The sequence below is a fragment of the Mycoplasmopsis lipophila genome (assembly GCF_045276895.1).
GTDB classification, from domain to species: domain Bacteria; phylum Bacillota_I; class Bacilli_A; order Mycoplasmatales; family Metamycoplasmataceae; genus Mycoplasmopsis; species Mycoplasmopsis lipophila.
This window is the reverse complement of the sequence record NZ_CP174165.1, coordinates 790293-811471: the sequence shown is the minus strand read 5'-3', so window position 1 is coordinate 811471 and position 21179 is coordinate 790293. Positions and strand designations below refer to the sequence as shown.

General features: G+C 22.5%; 11 protein-coding genes. All 11 read left to right on the top strand.

The annotated features are described in order from the left end of the window. The first annotated feature begins 149 nt into the window (after positions 1-149). The 11 genes from ACJA27_RS03660 (at position 150) to ACJA27_RS03610 (ending at position 20814) form a co-directional block, all read left to right on the top strand. The gene (locus ACJA27_RS03660; RefSeq protein ID WP_406617951.1) at positions 150-2273 is read left to right on the top strand and encodes an ATP-dependent RecD-like DNA helicase; all 2124 of its coding nucleotides are present in this window, start codon (positions 150-152) and stop codon (positions 2271-2273) included. A gap of 43 nt (positions 2274-2316) precedes the next feature. Continuing rightward, positions 2317-2880 carry an aminoacyl-tRNA hydrolase gene (pth, locus tag ACJA27_RS03655; protein ID WP_406617950.1) on the top strand — a complete coding sequence of 188 codons (564 nt, stop codon included), beginning with the start codon at positions 2317-2319 and terminating at the stop codon, positions 2878-2880. Then, a complete protein-coding gene (gene tilS, locus ACJA27_RS03650; protein WP_406617949.1) occupies positions 2881-3753 on the top strand; it encodes a tRNA lysidine(34) synthetase TilS in 873 nt (290 codons plus the stop codon). Between the two features lie 209 nt (positions 3754-3962). Further along, entirely contained in the window at positions 3963-6119 is a 2157-nt protein-coding gene (gene ftsH / locus ACJA27_RS03645; RefSeq protein WP_406617948.1) for an ATP-dependent zinc metalloprotease FtsH, read from the top strand. Positions 6120-6218: 99 nt separating this feature from the next. Beyond that, on the top strand, positions 6219-14726 hold the full coding sequence (locus tag ACJA27_RS03640) for an FtsX-like permease family protein (RefSeq protein ID WP_406617947.1): 8508 nt from the start codon (positions 6219-6221) through the stop codon (positions 14724-14726). After that, positions 14726-15667 (top strand): ABC transporter ATP-binding protein, encoded by a 942-nt coding sequence (locus ACJA27_RS03635; RefSeq protein WP_406617946.1) that lies wholly within the window; start codon positions 14726-14728, stop codon positions 15665-15667. The genes ACJA27_RS03640 and ACJA27_RS03635 overlap by 1 nt, the downstream gene beginning before the upstream one ends. 12 nt (positions 15668-15679) lie before the next feature. Further along, the gene (locus ACJA27_RS03630; protein WP_406617945.1) at positions 15680-15868 is read left to right on the top strand and encodes a hypothetical protein; all 189 of its coding nucleotides are present in this window, start codon (positions 15680-15682) and stop codon (positions 15866-15868) included. A gap of 731 nt (positions 15869-16599) precedes the next feature. Next, positions 16600-17478 carry a DNA-methyltransferase gene (locus tag ACJA27_RS03625; RefSeq protein ID WP_406617944.1) on the top strand — a complete coding sequence of 293 codons (879 nt, stop codon included), beginning with the start codon at positions 16600-16602 and terminating at the stop codon, positions 17476-17478. Beyond that, positions 17471-18667: a hypothetical protein gene (locus ACJA27_RS03620; protein WP_406617943.1), complete on the top strand. Its 1197-nt coding sequence runs from the start codon at positions 17471-17473 to the stop codon at positions 18665-18667. Before ACJA27_RS03625 ends, ACJA27_RS03620 begins: the two co-directional genes overlap by 8 nt. Before the next feature lie 406 nt (positions 18668-19073). Beyond that, positions 19074-19346, top strand: a complete 273-nt coding sequence (locus ACJA27_RS03615) for a hypothetical protein (protein WP_406617942.1) — start codon at positions 19074-19076, stop codon at positions 19344-19346. A gap of 154 nt (positions 19347-19500) precedes the next feature. Continuing rightward, positions 19501-20814 (top strand): hypothetical protein, encoded by a 1314-nt coding sequence (locus tag ACJA27_RS03610; protein WP_406617940.1) that lies wholly within the window; start codon positions 19501-19503, stop codon positions 20812-20814. Positions 20815-21179: the final 365 nt, after the last annotated feature.

The window sequence follows — 21179 nt, the reverse complement described above, 5'->3', positions numbered from 1 at the left end:
AAAATAGAGAAATAAGGAAAAAATAACAATTTATAAAATTTGTTAGTTTTAATGTTAATAAATGGTTATTAGTAATAAAAGTTATCCACAATTAAAAGAGTATTTTTTTTAAAATACATAAACATATAAAATACATAAAAAGAGGTTTTATGAAAGAAATATTAAAAGCGAGAGGAAAATTTACAAGAATATTATCTGGTGGTGAACCATCCTGAAAATATACAGTTGCTTTATTTAAAATTGAACATGATTCTTTAATTAAAATTTTTTTAAAAAATATAATGATAAACTTTACTGATATTTATGAAATTGAGATTTACCAAGATTTATCTTCTAAATATCCCGATACTTTTTATGTAAAAAATTTAGTAACTATTAAACCTGATAATAATATAGATTTGCATAAAATGATCACTAGTAAAAAAATAGGGATAGGTTCTACTACATTACAAAAAATTGAAGAAAAATTAAATGACAATTTGTTTAATTTAATTAAAAATAACTCACAAAAGATAATTGATAATTTAAATACTGATAAGCAAAAAGAAGCATTTCAAAAATTTATAAATGAATTTAATAATGATTCTTTAAATTTTTTTATTGAAAATGATTTAGTACTTCTTTATAGAAAAATGAATAAAATTTTTGGACTTAATGAAAATTTTATTGAAAAATATAAAACTGAAAACCCATATAAACTTTTTATTGATTATAATATTGATTTTACTTTAGTTGATAAATTTGCAATCGCTTTAAAAGAAGAAAATAAAAATTCTGCTGAAAGATATGAAGCTACAATTATTTTTGCTTTTAGACAAATGTGAATGAATAATAACACACTAGTTGAGATTAATGAAATTTTTAAAATCTATAAAAAAATTATGGGTCTAGATAAAGAATTATTTTTTGAAACTATTGAACGAATGATAAATAAAGGTATTTTAAAATTTATTGAAGATAAAAAACTTTTTACCTTACAAGATATGTATATGAAAGAACATTTTATTGTTCAAAGATTAAAAGAATTAAATTCTAAAAGAGATGATTTTATGTATAGTAATTTACAAGAAGAAGGTTTATCATTTTTACAAAATGAAGCTTATTTAAATTGTTTAAAAAATAATGTTTCAATAATTTCAGGTTATCCAGGTACAGGAAAAACCTATTTAATTCAATTGATTAATAAAAGTTTATTAGAAAAATATGCATATGAAAATGAAATAGAATTATTAACTCCAACAGGAAGAGCAGCAACTATTATTTCTACTAAAACAAATATTAATGCTAGAACAATACATAGTTTTTTAAAATTGAGTGATGACGAAGAAACTATTGTTTCATATAATAATTTTTCTTCTGATACAAAAGTACTTATTATTGATGAGTTTTCTATGGTAAATATTGAATTATTTTATTTATTACTATTAAATTGTGTTAAATTAGAAAAAATTATTTTTATTGGTGATTATAATCAATTACCTTGTATAGGTCCTGGAAATATTTTACAAGATATATATGACTCTAATTTATTTGCAAAAGTTTCATTAAAAGAAGTGTTTAGAACTGAAAAAATGGATTTAGTTTCTCATTATTTAGACATAAATAAAAGAGAAATTCCACTTTTAAAATCAGAATCGGTAGAAACAATAAAAATTATTTCAGAAGAATATTTAACAAAAATAAAAGACATTTTTATTTCACAAGTAAATCAATATTCTATGGACGATGTGGTAATTTTAATTCCCACTTATAAAGGAAAAAAAGGCATTTATCTTACCAATAATATTATTCAAAAATATTTATTTGGAGAAGATGATAAGCCTATTTATGAAATATCTTATAAAGATATTTCTATTAAGTATTATTTGGGAGACAAAGTTATTCAATTAAAAAATGTTTATGATAAAAATGTTTTTAATGGTGAAATAGGATATATAAGAAAATATAAAAATGATATTTTTACAATTGAATTTCCAAACAATAAATTCGTAGATTATACAAAAGAAGAATTTAGAGAATATATCAATTTAGCTTACGCAATCACAATTCATAAATTTCAAGGTTCGGAAGCAAAGGTGGTTATTTTTGTAGTTTTTCCTGATTTTGGTTTTATGCTTTCTAAGAAATTGATTTATACAGCAGTTTCTCGTGCTAAAGAAAAATTATTTATTGTTGGTGATAGAAATTTATATGTATCTAAAATTGTTGATGATGAAAATCAAAAAAAAATCTTAACAAATATGCAATTTTTATTGGAAGATAAATATTTTTAAAAAAATATTTTATATCTATATTTAAAAATATAATAATAACATTATGAAATTGATTGTAGGATTAGGTAACCCAGGTATTCAATATAAATTTACAAAACATAATGCAGGATTTTTAGTTATTGATAAATTATGTAAGTTTTGAAAAATAAGTTTAAATAAAGAAAAATTTAATGGTGAATTTGCAATAGTTGATGATGTTATTGTTGCTAAACCTTTAACTTATATGAATAAATCGGGTGAATTTATTAGAGATTTAGTTAAATTTTATAAAATAGAAACTCCTGATATTTTAGTTATTCATGATGAAATAGATATGGAAATAGGCAGAGCTTCTATCAAAATAGGGGGTTCTCCTGCTGGACACAATGGGTTAAAAAGTATTATCAATGAATTGAAATCTAATGATTTTAAAAAAATGCGTATAGGGGTTGGTAGAGATACTCAAAAGGAATTAAAAGATGATGTTTTATCAAAATTTACTCCTGAACAAATGCAATTTATAGAAATAATTTGTGATAAAGCGGCTGAAGCAGCAGCTTCTTTTGCTTTTAATGATATTAATGTAGTTATTGAAAGGTTTAATGTTAACCGAAGAAAAGAGAAATAAATGTTTTTATTAGCGATAAGTGGTGGTCCTGATTCAATGTTTATGTTGAATGACCAATTAAAAAAACACTCAAATAAAAATATTATAGTAGCTTTTGTCAACTATCATCAACGTGACGATTCTTTTATTGATCAAGAAATTGTTACTTATTTTTGTGAGATAAATAATATTAAATTAGAAATTTTAGAATTAAAAAAAGAAGATTATAAAAAATCTAATTTTCAAGATTGAGCAAGAATAGAAAGATATAACTTTTTTCATAAAGTATATTTAGAAAATAATTGTGAAAAATTGTTAATTGCTCAACATAAAGATGATTATCTTGAAACAGCATTAATGCAAATTAAAAAGGGCAAGATAGTTAATTATTATGGAATAAAAGAAAAAAGTTTTTTATTTGGTATGAATGTAGAGCGCCCTTACTTATTTGCCTATTTTAAAGATGAATTAGAAAAAATAAATATAAAAAACAATATTAAATATGCTATTGATTATACAAATAATTTAGATAAATATCAACGGAATATTGTTAGACATTTACTTCAAAAAAAATCTAAATTATGAAAAAATTTAATGATAATTAAGTTTAGATTAAAAAATTTTATTTTATCGATTAAACAAAAACGGCAAGAAAAAAAATATAAATTTTGAGAAAAAAAAGAATTCAATCAAGATGTTTTTAAGAAAATGAAAAATAAAGAAGATTTGGTTTATAGATACATAAATGACAAATTTCATAATATTTCTTTAACTAAACAAAAAATTTTAAGTATTGTTGATTTTATTTTATCTAAGAAACGAACTAGTAAATATTTATTAAAAGATAATATTTTTTTAGAAAAGGAACATGGAAAATTAAAAGATAATGTTTAAAAGAAATTAATAGTAATATTCTTCTGTTTTTATATAAAGCTGCTTTTTCAAGCACAAGAGTTTAATTTATTAAAAACTATAAAAAGTTATTTTTTTAATAAAAAATAGCTAAAAAATTGACTTTTATGGAAAAACAAGACACAAAACAAACTTTTTTATCAATTTTTATTATTATATAATAATACTTATTATTATAAGGAAGGACGCAAATGAAACAAAAAGCACCTTTAAACAAATCAAAAATTATTTGAATAGCTGTTTTAACAACAATAGCTGCTATTTTAATTTCTGTTTTGCTTTTTAAACTTTTTAGTGTAAAACCAACACAAATTAGTTTTTCTGATTTTGAAAATATTGTTTCTGCAGCAAGTAATGATGCTACTGATAAAATTTATATTGAAAAATTAGAATTTGACCCTAATTCTGGAGTGGCTACAATGAATTATTTTAATGGTAGAACTTTAGAATATTACAAATTTGGTATTCCATATTCAACTATTTCAAAATATTTTGAAGCTGGAACTAATCAAAACCAATCTTTAAAAGAAGCATTAAAGTATTTAAATAATAAAGGAGCAGAAGCATCTGGGACTTATAGTTCAGTTATTCCTAAAGAACAATCTGCTTTTATGAAATGATTTACTTTATTATTACCTACTTTAATTTTTGGAGTAATTATTTATTTGGTTTATAGAGCTCAAATGAATATGTACAGTGGTACAGGAGCTATTGGTGAAAAATCTAATCCTGCTATTAAAATTAAAAGCGATAAAACTTTTAAAAATGTTGCTGGAAATTCAGAGGCTATTGAAGAAATTAAAGAAATTGTTGATTATTTAAAAAATCCTAAGAAATACCAACTTGCTGGTGCAAGAATGCCTAAAGGTATTCTTTTGGGAGGCCCTCCAGGCACAGGTAAAACTTTATTAGCAAAAGCAACTGCTGGTGAAGCTAATGTTCCTTTCTACTTTATTTCAGCTTCTAACTTTGTAGAAATGTATGTGGGATTAGGTGCTAAACGTGTTCGTTCTGTAGTAAATGAAGCTAGAAAAAATGCCCCCGCAATTATTTTCATTGATGAATTAGATGCCATTGGACGTACAAGAGGTTCAGGTATTGGTGGTGGGAATGATGAAAGAGAACAAACTCTTAACCAATTGCTTGTAGAAATGGATGGTATGACAGAAAATAATGGTTTATTATTTTTTGCCGCAACCAATAGAACTGATATTTTAGATCCTGCTTTAACTCGTCCTGGTCGTTTTGATAGAACTATAACAGTTGCTTTACCTGATGTAAAAGAAAGAGAAGAAATCTTAAAATTACATGCTACTGGTAAAAGAATTTCTAAAGATGTTGATTTAGCACAATTAGCTAAAAGAACTCCTGGATATTCAGGTTCTCAATTAGAAAATGTTATTAATGAAGCTAGTTTATTAGCAGTTAGAGAAAATAGTGATCTCATTTTAAGAAGTCATATTGATGAAGCAGTTGATAGAGTTGTTTCAGGTCCTGCCAAGAAAAATAGAGTTATTACAAAAGCTGAACTTACAATGGTTGCCTATCATGAAGCAGGTCATGCTGTTGTAGGTCTTAAATTAAAAGGTGCCAATAAAGTTCAAAAAATTACTATTATTCCTAGAGGTAACGCTGGTGGATATAATTTAATGACTCCAGAAGAAGAAAAATATAATGCTTCTAAATCAGAACTTATTGCTGTTATTACTTCATTTTTAGGTGGTAGAGCAAGTGAACAAATTATTTATGGAAAAGGTGAAGTTTCAACAGGCGCTGCTGATGATATAGCAAAAGCAACTAAAATTGCAAGAAGAATGGTAGCTGAATGAGGTATGTCTGATTTAGGTCCTATTCAATATGAAGAAGACACATCAAATCCATTTTTAGGAAGAGATTATGCAAAATCTTCACATTCAAATCAAATTGGTCATGAAATTGATTTAGAAGTTCGTAAAATAATGTTGGAAGCTGAAAAGAAAGCTACTGAAATTATTTTAGCTAATAGAGAGTTATTAGAACTTATTAAAACTGCCTTATTAAATAAAGAAACTATTGTTGCTGAAGAAATTGAATATATTGAAAAAAATATGAAATTGCCTCCAGAAGAAAAAGTTGAACAAAAGAAGGAAGATAAAGAAGAAATTGATTTAGATAAAATGCTTGATGAAATCAGTGATGAATCTAAGCAACCAACAACTAAAAATGTTTCTGAAGTAGAAAAAGAATTTGAAGAATCTATTACTAAACCTTTAGATAAACAAGTTAAATCAGAATCAACCACTCCAAATCAAGAAGAAACAAAACTTAAAAAATCTACTAAAACTTCTAAAAAAACAAAAACTGAATAATTACAAAATCTGCTATAAACAATAGCGGATTTTTGATTATGTATTAAATTTGGTAAAATCTACTTTTTATATAATATATAAAAACAAATAAGGAGAGCTATGTGGAATTTATTTAAAGAAGCATTTAGATCGCTTAGAAAAAATAAAGTTGTTATTGTAGGGCTAAGTATTTTAGTATTTTTAGTTTCTACTATTTTTACCTTACTTTATGATTTGAAAACAACTATGACTAATCAATATAATAGTTATAAACAAATTTCTAAACTTCATGATGCAACTGTAGATTTAAATTTAGCCAATCAAGGAGCTCCTTACAAAAATGGATATACAAATAATGGTAAATTTAATGATGATTTAAAATATAATGATCCACATAAATATGAATTTGATTTAACTAAATGAACCGATCAATATATTGAAGATAATTTTAAAGATTCAAGTTATCTTGATGATAAAGGAAATAAAATTTCAGGGAACCTTTATAGAGATAATTTAAAAAAATTTATTAAAGAATTAAAAAATGAAGAAGATTCAAAAATTATTCAAATAAAAAATGATAATCAATATATAGCATTAAGAGAATTAGATCAAGATTCTTCACATCCAATTCCTAATGAATATAAAGATTTATATATTAAAAAAGAAGAAATATTAAATCTTTTTAATTTATATAAATTGCATCAACAATTTAGTGAAAACAATAATTTTGTTAAATTTAATTTTGATGATGTGAAAAATAGTTTTTTCGAATTTATAAATAACCCTTTAATTCAAAACCAATATTCAAAATCATATTTTTTATATAAAAAAGAAAATGGTAAATATATTAGATATACAAAAGATACTATTATTGATCAAACCAAAAAATTAAAATTAGATAAAGAATATAAATTAGAAGATATATTAACTTTATCTAAACAAGAAATTGAAGAAGTACAACCAGATAATTCAATTATTAAAAAAACAATTTATTATGCTTCTCAAGTAGCTTCTTTATTTGTAAATTATCAAACAAATGAAGCAACTTTTGACTTTGCCAAAGGAAAAAGTTGAGTTGATAACAAACAAGGAAAATTAGTTGATACAAATAAATTAATGGAAATTTTAGGTTTTAGAATTTTTAAAAATAAACAAAATCAGCAAATTGAATATATATATGAAAACAATAATTTTCATTTAAATCAAGCCCAAACTTTATTAAATTTAAAAAATAATTCTTCTTATTCAAAAGAAGATATTTTGAAATCAGAATTTGATTTTAATTTGTTGAATTTAGAAGAAAAAATTATAGGTGTAGAGCAAAATATTACCTTAGAAGAAAATAAAAAATATTCAATTCCTTTAGAATGAATTTATAATCAAAAAACCAAAGTTGAACTTGGTAGATGATTTTATGAGACAACATATAAAGATCAAGATAAAAATAAATGAACTGATGAATATGAATCTTTTATGAAAGATATAGAAGAAAGTATTAAATCTAATCCAAATGATGAAGACAAAAAAAGATTAAAAAGATATTTTTGAAGTTTTTCTTATTGAAAAAAAATTAAAACCTCTTTAATTACCCCATATGATTCAGTGGGTAATTTAGATTACTCTAAAACAGATAGCAAAGAGTTAATTACTAATATTACAAATGATTTTAATTATTTTTTACTAAAAGAAAAAATAATTAAAGGTAATTTATCTATTAAAGATATTGAATATCCACAAGGTATTGATAATCAAACTTTATTTGAAAATATCTCTAATGACAAAAATTTAATAGAACATCAAAGTAAAATGAAAGAATTAGTTTCTACTAGAACTAGAAATAAAGTTATTAAAGAAGTACTAAAAGTTCTATCAAAATATACTGATAAACCAGAAGAATATATTGGTTTAAGACAAACTAGTACAGTTGATGGAATAGATGAAAATAACAAGAAACAAATTTATCATTTTATTAATATTGGAGATAAAAATAAAAAAGTTTTAGGTATTCCTTTGAACATTGGAAAACTATATGATGAACAAAATAACCCAACTAAAATTTATGGTTGAGATACAGCACAATTTTATAAATCTCCACAAGTCAATCCTATTATTGCTTCTCAATTGATTAAAGCCTTTGGAGAAAATCTTTTTACAGATGAAAAATATATTAAACCTTCATATTCATATGGAAAAATGATAGATTATAACTATCGTGAAAATGTTTATGTTGAAAGACCAAATACAAAGATAGTGAAGTTAGCAACTTGATTAGAAAATCAAAAAGATGCAAATGGAAATTACTTAAAGCAAAAACTTGAAAAAGATGATGTTAATATGGGTATCGCTTTATTAGGAAAACAATATAAATTAGTTTATTCAACTAAAAAAGATGGTAAATTAACTTGAATTAATTATCCTGATTCAAAGAATTTTAAAAATAATTTTGATTATGAGGGGTTAAAAAAATGATTAATTAGTTCAAAAAAAACAATAAGAACTGAATTTATCAATACAGAAACAGGTTGGATTAAAGTTGATTCTAATTTTAATAGTATTTGATATATTCCTATTTATTTCCAAAGTCCAAAATCAGAAATTATTCAAAACATTGTTAATACCAATTCTATAGAATTGTTTATGTCTAATTTAGAAAAATATTTAATGACTTCTGAATTAGTTAAAAATGATTTTTTAACTACACAACAAGTTTATGATTTGGTAAAAAGTACCACTAAAATTTTAAATAAACATAAATTTTATAATGTTCTTTTAAATTCTCAAATTGATAAAAATGTAATAGAAAAAATTGTTATAGATTTAATGTATGAATTAACAAACAATAAAAATGGAAATATTGTTGAATCTATAATTAAGAAAATTTTTAATCGCTCAGCAGAATTAATAAGATTAAATTCTGGTGTTGAAAATCAGCAAAAATATTTAATAGATGAATTGAATAAAATTTATAAAATGTTAAAAAATATTTTTAACTTTGATTTAAAAGAATTTTTATCTGTAGAAGAACTGGTTAAAATTTCCAAAGACCCAGTTAAAGTTATTGATTTTATTAACAAATTTTTTGATGCTATTGATTTGAAAAAAATCTTTGATCAAGCTAAAACTTGATTAGATACTTACCAAGATCAAAATGTAGAATCTGAAGAAATTAATCCACACACAAATCAAAAAATTAAAGCTAAATTTCAAACTAAATTAACAAAAGATAATTGAATATGATGAACCTTAAATTCTATTAATCAAAAGGAAATTAAGGAAGCGTTTTCAATTTTAATAAATAATATTGATTTTAAAAATTTATTTGATTTAGATAATAAATCAAGCATTATAACTAGATTATTATCTTTAAATATCCCTAATTCTAACACAGCTTTTAAATCTCTTTTAACTAAAATAGATAAAAATAAAGATGGTAATTTTACTAATGTAAAAGAGGGATTAATAAACATCCTTAATAATTTTGATTTAAATGCATTTTTAAATGAAATTAAAAAATCAATTGTTAATGATAATAACAAATATATTTTCCACAATATTTTTCAAGAAATTAAATATGTTTCACAAAAATATAATGATTTATCAACAACATATAAAACTTTAAGAGTTAGCTATATAAAAGATGAAGATTATATTTATGCCTTTTTTAAAGCAATGTTTAGTGTTCCTGGTTCTAATAGAGAGTTTAAAAAGAATTTAATTAATATGTTAAATTTATCTTCTGCTGGAAGAGAATTTAACATTGGTAATGGTAAAAAATTATATATTCCTAATACTGATCCAGATAAGTTAAGTTTGTTAGATTTAACTCAACTTATGAATTTATCTTTTGGTTCTAAAACACAAAAAACAATTTTTAATGATTTAGAATCTTTAAATCAATTAATGGACAAAATAATTAATGTTATTGATGATAAAAATAATAAAAATGAAAAGATAACTTTTGATGATTTTAAATTGAATACTACACAATTAGTTTTATTAAAGAAAATTTTTAAAACTAATTCTAATACCCAATTACAAAATAATATAAATGCTATTTACAAAATAGCAAAAGATTTTCAAAATTTTGCTAAACAGCTAAATATAAGAAATGACTACAATACAAGTGATCAAAATTCTTGAACTTTAGGTGAATGAATTAAATATTTAAATGATTGAAAAGGTGAAGTAAATAGTGAATTATGACACACTATTAGAGAATTATTAAATTTATTTGTACCTTCTAATTTATCTAAAGATTTTGCAATTAAAAATATTTCATTATTAAGTTTTTGAATAGATATGATTGCCAATTCTCCATTTAATGATAAAGATAAAACAAATGCTTTTGTAAATGATTTATTAAATTTAGCAATTCAAAATGATGTAAAAGAAATATTAAATAGCAAAGATTTAAATGATTTTTCTAATGAAAATATAACTTTACACAAAGATACGAAATTAGGAATTACTTTAGGATTGGCTAAAGTTCAAGATGCTACTAGAAAATTATTTGAATTAACTAGTGATGGAAAGTATAAAGTAAATTCTATTCAACAATTTATAGAAAAATATCCAGAATTAAAAAACAATAATTGACTTTATTTAAATAAAGTAGAAATAACTAGAAATTTAGCTTTTGTTGCAGCAAGCTATGAATTAACAGAAGGAAAAAATAATCCCGGAATTACTAATGGACTATATTATGAAGTTATAAATAAAGTAATTAATAATTATTTATCTACTTCTGATTTTTGGAATATTAGAAAAATTGCTTCAGAGTATGTATACAATAATTTAGGAGCGAGAGTTTCAGATTATTTAGGCATTAACTCAGCAGTTTTAAATGATGTATATAGAAAAATGTTTCCTCATTTTCTTTTGTATTATTTTGGAAATTTAAGACAAGATCCAAATGATCAATTAGCCAATTTACAATATTTATTAGAAAGAAGAATACTTAATTTTGAAGAATTAGCAAATGATAAAAATGCTTATAAAAATTCTTTAATTTATGATACTTTAATAACTTCTATTAAGAAAAAATATTCTTTAAATAATCAACAAGAAAATATTTATCAAGATGAAGAAGTTCTCAAAAATAAAAAAACCTTAGGTTTTGATAAACCGTTTTTTGATAAGTTTAATACTTCAGAAGATTATTCATTTTTTGGAATTGACTTTCTAAAATTAGTTAGAGAAGCATTAGATAGTATTTTAGATTCTGCCGCACATAATGAAGTGGTTTATACCTCTCCTTCTTCTTATGTAGCAAAAGTAAATTATGCTTATTTGGAAAGAAATAATAAAGCTATTTATAGTGGCCCAATTGATAAAATAACCAATCCAATTGCAATGGAAGAATTTTTGAATAAAATTGATCAAAAATATATTTTAAATGTTAATGGTGTTAAGTTTTTAATTATAGGTGCCGACACTACTGCTGATTATTTATATCCGGTAGTTGATGAAAATAATATTCAAACTAACGTTAAAAATCAAGCCTTAGCATATGTCAATAATGAAGGTTTTGCAAGAATTCGTTTAGCATATGCTGCTAATGCAATTAAAAATTATCTTTTAGTTAAAAATCCTAATTTAAAAGATAAAAATAATGAACAATTAAAAAAAGAATTGCAACAAATTATTAAAGAAAACATTCCTAATAACAAATTGGAAAGAGTGTTTAAAAACAATGAAGTTGATCCTATTAATCCTGAAAGATCATTAAGAGTTTCTACAATTAATTCTATTATTAATGCTATTAATGTGGTTACAGTTTTAAGTATTTCATTTTTAGTAGTTTTAATTGGTATTTCAACTATTTTTGTTATTAGACGTTATACGAATTCTAAATATAAAGTTTTAGGAATATTAGTTGCTCAAGGATATTCACCTTTTAAAATTGTTCTTTCCTTTACAGTTTTTGCAATGGTCACTTCTATTATTGGTGGAGTTTTAGGTTATGTTGTAGGTCATAGGTTACAAATTGCCTTTTTAAATCTTTTTAGTTCATATTGAACCTTACCTCAAGAAGTAGTGAACTTTAATATTTTCTCAATGTTATTCACTGTTATAGTTCCATTTATAGGAATTAGTTCACTTATTATTATTGCTTCTTTAGCTTCTATGCATCATAAACCAATTGATTTAATTTCTGGTAATGCAGATTTATTGCAAAGTAACACTTATAATAAAGTTAAAAAATCAATTAAAAAATGAAATATTAAAAGAAGATTTTCTATTTCTTTAATTTTTAATGGAATAGGTAAACTTTTATCTTTTGGTTTAAGCATTGTTTTAGTTGCTATTACTTCAATGTTTGCTTTAGCAAGTGCTTCAGTTTTTAAAACCACCTTGAAAGACACTTATGAAAACCGCAATTATACTTTTAGAGCAGATTTAGAAACTCCTACAGTTGAAGGAGGACAATATAAAACTTTTTATAATTCAGAAAATACTGGATTAGAAAATAATTTATATGTTCCTATTGGTCAATCAAATGAAGCTTTAAGACATAAGGCAGATTATTTTGCTCCTGGCCATTCTTCAATTATTAATAGCGATAATAAAAATGGAAATCCAAAATTTGGAGATTCACATATTCTTACCCAATTTTCAGTAAACATTAATGTAAGTTCAGGAGTAGCAATAGACCCTTGACAAACAGCTTATAATTCAATGCCTGATACTCAAAAAGCAAGAGTTGATCAATTGCGTCATAAAGTTGCGGCGGAACTTATGGCTACACAAGATGGTGAAGAAGAAAATGGTTATGTTAAAAAATTGATTTCATATTTCTATCATAATTTAGTTTATGACCAAGAATATGAAATCAAATATGATGAAAACCGTAGATTTTTAACTTATGTATGAGTTAAAAAAGAAGATTGAATAAATCAATTAAAGAAAAATGAATCTGAATATAAAAATCAAGAATGATTAATAGAACAATACGAAAATAATAAAGTTAAAAAAGCTGATTATTTTAAATATGTATTAGGCAATACTTTAAAAGAATCAAAATTTGTTTATGTAAAACAAAATTATTTAGATAATAGTGAAGAAATTCAAGAAATCAAAACAGGTGATCAAACACGTGAACTATATAGAAAATTTTTAATTAATGGTTATAAAAAAATTGGTGAAGAAATTCAAAAACAAAATACCAATTCAAAAATTAAAGGTATTGAAGAAAGATTACAAAATGTAACTCTTTCACCAATAAGAAAGGATTTACAAAAATCTTTATCAGAACAATATTCAGAATTAGCAAAACTTTCTACAACTATTTTAAACGCTATTTTATATCCTAAACAACAAAATAAACTTACTCAAAAAATTGATAATGATTATTTTATTAGTTTTGGCGGTGTTTATTTAGATAAAACTGTTGATCAAAAGTATTCATATGCAAAAACTTATAATCAAATTTTGGGTGCTAATAATTTATATGGTTTTGATGAAAATAATAGTCAATTAAAGGTATTAAATTACAAAAAAGAAGATTTAATGAAAAAATTATTAGCAACCAAAGTTAATAAAGATGATGAATATTATCCAATTTTAATCAATAATGTTGTAGCTAATAAATATAAATTAAATGTAAATGATGTAATTGATTTAGATATCTTAAATCATATTGAAAGATATAAAGATAAGATTTTAAATCAAATAGGAACAAAAACTAATTTAAGAAAACATAAATTCAAAATTATTGGAATAAGTAACACCCATATAGGAACTGAATTAATTACAACTAGAAAAATAGTAAATTGAATTACAGGATTAGATGAAGTAAATGGATTTAATGGTGTTATGACTAATGGAAAAGCACCACAACAATTAGTGGGTTCAACTTCTATTTATTCTAATTCAGGTTATTGATCAGGAAATGATTTATTCAATTTTGATAAGATGACCAATAGTGAAGCTAAAGAAGTTTTTGATAGTATTTTTAAATATAATGAAACTCCTAATGCTCCTTTAAAAGAACAAGGATTATTACAAAGGATTGGTTTTTCAAAAGATCAAATAATGAAATTTATTTCAAATGATAAAAACGCTACTTATTCAAAAGATAAATATGAAATAGTTAAATCAACACCTAAAGAAGCTTTACAAAGATATGCGGAAATTTATAACAAAACAATGTATACTGCTTTAGGCTCTTCTATTTATGCTAAAACTATTGAAGTAGGATTTACTAATCAAATAGCCAGTTTAGCAGAAAAAATTATTGCTATTATTATTGGTATTAGTTTTGTAATTTCAACAATTGTATTGGTAATTATTTCTAATATTATCATTGCAGAAAATGAAAAAAATATTGCAATATGATCTATTCTTGGATATAACAAAAAAGAAAAAATAGGAATGTTCTTTAGCATTTTTGTTCCATTTATTATTATTACCTTATTAATTTCAATTCCAATAACATATGGATTAATAAATGCTTTTAAATCATTTATTTTAATAAGACAAGGAATTTCATTACCTATATATTTCAATTTATTACATATGGGTGGAGCTGCTTTAATTATTTTTGCTATCTTTACAATTACAGCATTATTAGTATGACTAAGCATTAACAAAATGAAACCAGTAGATTTACTAAAAGGACGTGATTAATGGAAAATGATGAAAAAATTTTGTTAGAAAATAAAAATGAAGAAATTGAATTTTTAAATTCTAAAAAAATTAAACCTAAAATTACAATTAAGAATCTATTTGATGTTATAGAAAAAAACATTAAAAATAAAATTTTTAAAGTAGATAGAAAAATTGAAAAAATGCTTATCAAAGCTGCTAAACATCATAGAAAAGCTGATGAAAATAAGAATTTAAAAAATGAAGAATCAAAAATTATTGAAGTTAAAAATGTTAACAAATATTATTTAGATGGCCAATATGTTTCAAGAATTTTAGAAAATATTTCTTTTTCATTAAACAAAGGTGAAATATCAATGATATTTGGAAAATCTGGTTCAGGTAAATCAACATTATTAAATTTAATTTCTGGTTTAGATCGTCCATCAAAAGGTCAAGTAATTGTATGTGATCAAAATCTTCCTTATTTAAGTGATGTGCAATTAACTAGTTTTAGAAGAAAAAATGTAAGTTTTATTTTTCAAAATTACAATCTTTTAACTAATTTAAATGGTTATGACAATGTAGAAACCGGTGCTTATTTACAAAAAGATAAATCTAAAAAGGTTAATATTGAACAACTTTTTGAAAGATTTGAAATGAAAGAAGTTATTGATAAATATCCTTCACAAATGTCAGGAGGGCAACAACAACGTATTTCCATTTTACGTGCTTTAGCTAAAAACGCTGATATTATTTTTGCTGATGAACCTACAGGTGCTTTAGATGAAAATACTACAAGAATAGTTTTAAAATATTTATATGAAGCCAATAAAGAACAAGGAGTAACTATTGTTATGGTTACACATAATCCTTTATTAGCGCCAATTGCTGACAAAGTTATTCATATTGAAAATGGTGTTATTTCAAAAATTATTAATAATGAAAAAACAATACATCCTGATAATTTGCAATTGGATTAATAAGAAAATATTATGAATGAATTAGTTATTTCTGCTTTTAATTTTGATGCTTTAGCTCTTTTATTATTTGTTATAACAATGATTATTGGTTTTTCTTATAAATTAGAATGATTTTTAAATGCTTTAACTACCGCTGGTAAATATTGCATAAAACAAAATTATAAAGTTTGACCTAAATTGATAAGTTTTTATAAAAAATAGCTTTATTAATATTGCTTTATAGCTTTTTAATGATATTTTTTTCTACATTAGGTGTTGTTTTTTAACTTATTGTATATTTTTTAGATAATAAGAATAAATTTATTTATAAATTATTTGGATTAGATTTAACATTTCTTTTATTGTTTCCGGCATTTATAAGTAAGACTTTTATTTGATATATTAATCAAATTAAATGAGAAAAAATAAATAATAAAATGGATGATCAATATTTAATAGAAAAAACATTGATGCTAACACAAATGAAAAATAATTGAATATATCTTCTGCAAAATACAAATATAAAATTTTAGGTAAATTTCGCTTTATAAATTTTTTACCTAGAAAATTTGATGTTTTTTCTTTTGAAAAGAAAAAATTTATAGTTTATATGAATTTAGTTTTGGATTATGATAAAACTTTTTTGCTGAATCTAGTTTAAATTATTCTGGTGATTTTACATTATTAAACATTAATATGTTTAAAGATGAGACAATAAAATATGAAATAATATAAAAAACTTAATTTATTCAATAACAAAAAATAATCATAGGTAAATTTGCTTATGATTATTTTTAAATGTTATTATTTTAAAAATAATGGAGGTAAAATGGAACAAACAATAAATAATAACCGGGGGGGGGTATAGCAATAAAAATAAGTCTATAAACCTTACTAAAATTGATAAAAATCAATTATTGAAAAATGAATTGATATTAAAAGTAAATAAAAATTTGAATATTTTAAGTAGACAAAATATTGAGAACAAAATAATTTTTGGCGATACTTTTAAAACAATAGAAAAATTACCAAATAATTTTATAGATTTATTAATAGTTGATCCACCTTATAACTTATTAAAAACTTATGGTTCATCAAAATTCAAAGAAATGAAAAATGATGAATATTATAAATTTACTTATGAATGATTATCTAAAATTAAAAATAAATTAACAAAAAATGCTTCAATATATGTTTGTTGTGATTGAAAATCTTCAAATATTATTTTTAATGTTTTAAATGAATTATTTTTTATACAAAATAGAATTACTTGGCAAAGAGAAAAAGGTAGAGGCTCTTTAAAAAATTGAAAAAATTCTATTGAGGATATTTGATATGCTACTTGTTCAAAAACTAACTATGTATTTAATGTAGAAAAAATAAAACAAAGAAAAGTAGTGGTTGCTCCATATAAAGAAAATAATGTGGCTAAAGATTGATTCACGATAAATGGAATTAATTATAGAGATACATATCCTTCTAATTTTTGAAATGATATTACCATTCCTTATTGAAGTATGGAAGAAAATACTAGTCATCCTACTCAAAAACCAGAAAAATTAATTGCTAAGTTAATTTTAGCCTCATCAAATGTTGGGGATTTTGTCTTTGATTGTTTTTTAGGGAGTGGAACTACCTGTGTTGTTGCTAAAAAATTAAATAGAAGATTTTCGGGTATAGAAAAAGAAGAAGAATATATTGCATATTCAATAGAACGATTGAATAAAGCTGAAAACAATAAAAATATACAAGGCTATGTAGATAATGTGTTTTGGGATAGAAATACACTAAAAGAACAAAGTCATTTTTTGAAAAGAGAAAAAAATGATTAATGTATTTCATACCATTACAGAAATAGTATCTAGATTAAAAGATATACATTCAAAACCAGAGTGTGTAAACATTTTAATGAATGAATACAAAATGATTAAAGATCATTCTATTCTTTTTAAAGAAAATGAATTTGCAATAAGGGTTTCATATACAAAAAATAAGAATGAAAATTTTTCTAATACCATAATATCTTTATCTAAAATTTTTGACAAAGACAAAATACCTTTTATATGTGCTAGAATAACACCTGATGAAAATTTTTATTATTTAATAAATTCTTCTTTTATAAAAAAAGTCTCACATTCTAGTAAAAATCTAGATTTTAACAACATAAAAGGTTCAATTTTAGGGCACGATATTCTAAAAACAATACTGATAGATAAATGTTCATCATGTAGTGAATTTTTATCTAATGAACCTAAAAATTTTGAAGAAATTTATTTTACATTTCATTGTAATAATTCATTTGAAGAAAATTTAAAAAATATTGTTGAAAAAACAAAGAATATAAAACCTATTTTGAAAAAAGTAGAAATTAATGATTTAATGAAATTAAATATTTTAAATTCTCCTAATTTACATCAAGAATTTTGTAATTCACAATATTTTAATGAAATTGAAGAATTGCTTAATGAAAGAGTCGAAAAAACGAGGTCAAATATTTTAGATTCAATAGTAAGTACTGGTAATAATCCAAAACAATATGGCGAATACATACAAAATTTAATAGTAAAAGGCGAAGAAAAAACTTTTGAAGAATCAATGAATAATTTTTTAACAAACAAAAAAAATATTAATGATCATAGATTAGATGATTTTTTAATAGTAAAAAATAATAAAAATTGCTCCATTGACATAAAAATAAAAGTGATTAATTTAAATTCTGCTCCTAAAGGAGTCAATCTAGATAAATTATTGGAATTTTTAGGAAAAGAAAATTCTATTTTTTTGTTTTATTTTGTTGGTATAGATGAAAATAAAAAAACATTATCCACTAAATTAGCCCCTTTATTTGATAAAAGTTTACTATATACTTCATATATAACAAATCATTGATCTGGAATAAATAGAAGAGGAACTATTCAATTGCAAGGCAAAGCAATTAATGATATTTTGTTGGGTTTTAAAGCAATAGATATAGATATAGATTTTGCTAAAGAAAAATTAAAAGAATATATTGAAAAGTAAGACCATTAAGCTCCTATATTAAAATTATTTAATATAGGAGATATATGCAAGTATTAATAGTTTTTCTTATTTAATCAATATATTATTTTATTTAATGTTTATGACAGACAATTTTTGTAGTTGCTTGCATTTATAAATTGCAATGATTTTCATATGCATTAACTTTTATAAATAAATATTGTAGAAAACATGTTAATAAAGTTTCTCCCAAGTTAATAAAATATTATAAAAATGACACTTAGAATATTTCTTTATATATTAAGTATGTTATTCTTATCTTTATTAGGATTTATTTTTGTGTTTCTAATTTATTTTTAGATAGAAAAAACAAACTAATTATTCCGTTATTTTCTCTAAATGCTGCGGCAATTTTTGTTGTTTTACCAATGTTTTTTTTATTGTATCTTTGATTTGATATATAAAACAAATCAAATGAGAAAAGATAAATAACAAAATTGACAATAAATATTTAATAGAAAAAAACATTGATGTTAATATACATGAAAAACAATTAAATATCTCTGCCACAAAATATAAATACAAAGTTATTGGTGTTTTTCATTTTATAAATTTTTTACCTAAAAAATTTAATGTTTTTTCTTTTGAAAAGAAAAAATTTATAGTTTATATGAATTTAGTTTTGGATTATGATAAAACTTTTTTGCTGAATCTAGTTTAAATTATTCTGGTGATTTTACATTATTAAAGATTAATATGTTTAAAGATGAAGCAATTAAATATAAAATAATACAAAAAACTTAATTTATTTTTCTATTGGATTATTTCTACTTAATTAAGCAATATAATAAATTTATTTATTATAAGGAGACAATGTGAAAATTTTAAATTTAATAAATGTTTTAAGCATAGGTAATGCAATAACAAATTCTACAATTCCAACACAAATAAATACAAATATAACAAATAATGAAGAAGTTAAAGAATTTTTAAATATTTTTTCTAATTTTTCAGAAGATGATTTTTTAAATAATCTTTCGAAAGATATTCTTTCTACTACAAAATCAACAAAAAATGTTTTGAATTCACTAAATGATGAAATAATAGACAAAATTTTTAAATTAATGAATGAAAAAATTAAACAATCAAATTTTAAACAAAAAGAAATATTTTTAAAAAAATTTAGGGAAAATAAACAAATTTTTAAAGAAGAATTTATTAAAAGAATAAAACAAACTTCTTTTAATATAAAAAAAGAAGAAAAAGAAACAAAAAAACAAGTTAATAATATTTTAAAAAGAATATCTTCTTCTAGTAAATATCCAGATTGAAAGATAAATGATGATGGAAAAATATCTTCTAAATTTTTATTGAAAAAATATGAAGAATTAAATAAACAAATTTATTTTTGAAATGAGATTATTAAAAAAACCAATGAACATATATTGTTTTTGCAAAAATGAAAAATTGCTTGCACAACTATATCAGCTGCAACAGCAGCAGGATCAGCAGCATGTTGAATAGGAGCGTTTTTTAGTCCTCCAGCTGCAACAGCAGCAATGGTTTTGTCTGCTACTACATATGGTTTGTCCATTGCTATTAGTACAATATCTGATAAAATTTGAACTTTACAAAAAATGATTAAATATTCAAATGATTTGGTAAAAAGTATATATTCAAAAGATTATTCATTACCACTATGAAATATGTTTTTTGATACACCCATTTTATTAAGCAAAATAGATAAATTATATGGATTAATTAAACATGTTAAAAGTTTTTCTGCTTTATCTCTTGTAAGTGGTGCAGCATTAGCTGCAAGACAAACTGTTTCAAAAACATATGATTTATATAAAGCAGTTACGGAACTAAATTATTTTAATGAAACTACAAATTTAATTAATCAACAAATTGCAAATTTTTTAGTTCAAGCAAAAGATATAGAAAAAATTGGATGAGTAGTTGTTCATGAAACGGAACAAGAAGGTCATTATGAGGAAGGCGGGCAAGGTGGTAAAAATTTAATTTTTAAAAATTTAAAAACAGGAGAAATTAAAACACTTGAACAAATGTTAAAATATACTGATTTTGAATTAAGTTTATGAAATTTACAAAGAGTTAGAGATCATAAAAAAGGGACATACATTAGAACTATTAAAAATGGTATATTAGAAGATAATTTAGGTTAATATGAATAAAACTATTTTTATTTTATCTATTCTTAATGTCATAATAATAGTTTTATTGTGATTTTTTGTGTGAATATTAATTTTTTTTCCAACAATTAGATGATATATGTATGGAATAAAATTTGTAAATAAATATTGTAGAAAATTTGTTTATAAAGTCCAACCTAAATTAATTTATCATTATAAAAAAATATCGACTTTTTCTTTTTTGTATTCTTTTCTTTTTTTAATATTTTCAATCACATTATTAGCTTTGTGCATAATAGAATTTTCTATTAATAATTGGAGTATTTTATTATTGATAATCGGTCCAATAGATTTATTCTTTTTTGTTGTTTTTATTTGATTTTTTATAATTGTATTGT